Genomic DNA, 2253 nt, shown 5'->3' with positions numbered 1-2253 from the left:
CGCATCCACTCGGCACTCGGCTATCTTACGCCCGAGCAAGCCGAGAGGACCACGAAATGATCTCTCTGTGTCCGCGACACCGAGGGAGGATCAGCAGGTACTTCCACTGCATGCCGGTACACACCGGCTCATCGTCACCGCTCGGCTCCTGCCCCAAGACCCCCTAACACCGGGGGAATTGAGAACTCCCGTGGAACCCAAGCGATGGTGGGACATCTGCGTCCATGAAAATGAAAGTAAGCCGCGCAATTGGCAGATAAAATTGGGAGTGTTGCAATTAAGCAACGACGAAACATCAAACTTGTGCTAACGTTCTTGGAGCTTCACGCTGAAGATGCTCGATCTTCAGCGTGCATAGATACAGGCTCGCGTTTTGTCGCGCGATGACATGGTGCTGTTTAATTAAGCTGTATGGGCCGCTGTACAAATTTCAAATGACGCGCATATGATAGCGAGTCGTCGACTCAAGGATTGGCGGGGAGCGATGCCACGCTTGCTGTCGGCTTTAGTAAATCTGTCGAGGGTGATTTTTTTCTTGGTTTTGGTTGGACTGGGAGCCTTCGGGCTTGTCAGTGTCCTCCCTACCAATCCAGTTGTCGAGCCGCCAAAGAGCATCTTTCTTGCGGACACGGCTGCCCAGACCGCACTCCAGACGGCGCCACCGCCCATCGTGCCTGAAGCGCGGGAGACCGTGTTAATCGAGGAGAAGACGGTCGAGGCGGTAAGAGCGGCCGCCGCGCTGAACTCGCTCGCGTCCGAGCAGCCCAAGCAGGTATCACCCCCTTCACGTGTCTCGCGTAGTGAATTTGCGGCGCTTCCGCAGAGCTCGACGGCGAGTCCGCCGCGGCCACAATCTCATAAAGCGCGGCAGTCTCCCGCTCCCGCGCAAAACCCACATTACAAAGATCTGCTGACTCCGTCCGAGATCCGACGGCTCAAGCTCTCTCTGCGACTGACGACGGAGCAGGAGGCTTACTGGCCGCCGGTCGAGGCGGTTCTGACCGAGATCGGTGCGCAGCAGATGGCGCTGGCACGGGCCGGCCAAAACACCGCAGATGCCTTCTCAGGCACGACATTCCGCATTTATTCTGCAGCGCGACCGCTGATCGGACTTCTTCGTGAAGATCAGAAGGCCCAGATCCGCAATAAGGCACGCTCTATGGGGCTCGAGTCGGTCGCCTCATATCTTTGAGGCCGCTCCGATTATGTGAAAGCAACATCATCACAAGACTTATGATAAAAAATTCTTTTGGCCCGCAGCTCTAGAATGAAATTAACCACCGCGGAGCCTATAAGCCGCTTAGTGAGATATTCGGTCGGGCCTCAAAAATGCTGTATTCAGCGCTCAGCGAGGCCCGCGATGGAAATTACTCAAACTCGCGCCCCAGCCGGAAATAGGTTGCACGAATCTGTTCAGCCATTGTCAATGCTTCGGCGCATTACTAGAGTGGGTTCTGGGATGGACGGTGCCAGACAGGCGAAGCGGAAGAGCTGAAGTGATGGTGTATCAATTCATGAGCTCAGCCGCACTCGAACCGTCGTTCGGAGGAGGTCGAACAATGATACGGGCTGTGCGCATTTTTGGTGTCGCGTGTGCGTGCGCTATCGTGGTTCTCGGCTCCGGCTCAGCCATGGCACAGAACGAGGTCGTCGACCCAGTACGCTTGACGGTTGCCAAGCGGTACATGACTCAAGTCTGTCAACCCTTGGAGGCGGCTCGTCAGTATGCCCGAGCCGTTCGCTGCTTCTCGAACGTGACCGCTTATCTTACAGATCGCGCGGTGCAACTGGACAATCTCGTGGCGACGCAGCGGGTCACAAAGGAGGCGGCGCCAGCTCCGACACGGGTGGCTATGGCTACCTACCGTCGCTCGAACGAGCTTCTCGCGCCGATTTTCCTCCCGCTTGGTGTAGGATACTGAGAGCTCATCGCGCGGCCTCGACTTCCCTGTAAACGCCTCACACGTCATCGCCGCCGTTGAACGGCGAGGGTTTTTTCAGCCTCGTGAGTCGCGTGTTCCGCGCTTCGCCGTGCCCGCTCGGCAACGGACCGCGCTGAAACGGGACTTGCGACCTTGTGGCTAGATTTCGCCTTTTGGTCTGCGGACGATACGTGTCAACGCCGAGTGCATCGTCCTCAGATCCGCCGAAGCAAAAGTCCCCACTCCCGTGGGTCAGGCCGCATTGGGGTCGGGCTCGTGACGCATTGGCGGACGACCGCGGCGCTTGGGGGCCGGCGGCGGCGTGATCGTC

At 58.1% G+C, this 2253-nt stretch carries 1 protein-coding gene; it reads left to right on the top strand.

All coding sequences use genetic code 11. The features are described from left to right. Nucleotides 1-484 precede the first annotated feature (484 nt). Nucleotides 485-1192 carry a hypothetical protein gene (locus tag H288_RS35485; RefSeq protein ID WP_158684286.1) on the top strand — a complete coding sequence of 236 codons (708 nt, stop codon included), beginning with the start codon at nucleotides 485-487 and terminating at the stop codon, nucleotides 1190-1192. The last annotated feature ends 1061 nt before the right edge of the window (nucleotides 1193-2253 follow it).

Origin of the sequence: Methylobacterium sp. 285MFTsu5.1 (assembly GCF_000383455.1) — a bacterium.
Classification (GTDB): Bacteria; Pseudomonadota; Alphaproteobacteria; order Rhizobiales; family Beijerinckiaceae; genus Methylobacterium.
The sequence above is the reverse complement of the archived record's forward strand: the minus strand, read 5'-3'. Positions and strand labels throughout refer to the sequence as shown.

Bases quoted from the DNA above. Each gene is read 5' to 3' on its own strand.
- H288_RS35485 (WP_158684286.1), top strand. From the start codon at position 485: ATGCCACGCTTGCTGTCGGCTTTAGTAAATCTGTCGAGGGTGATTTTT.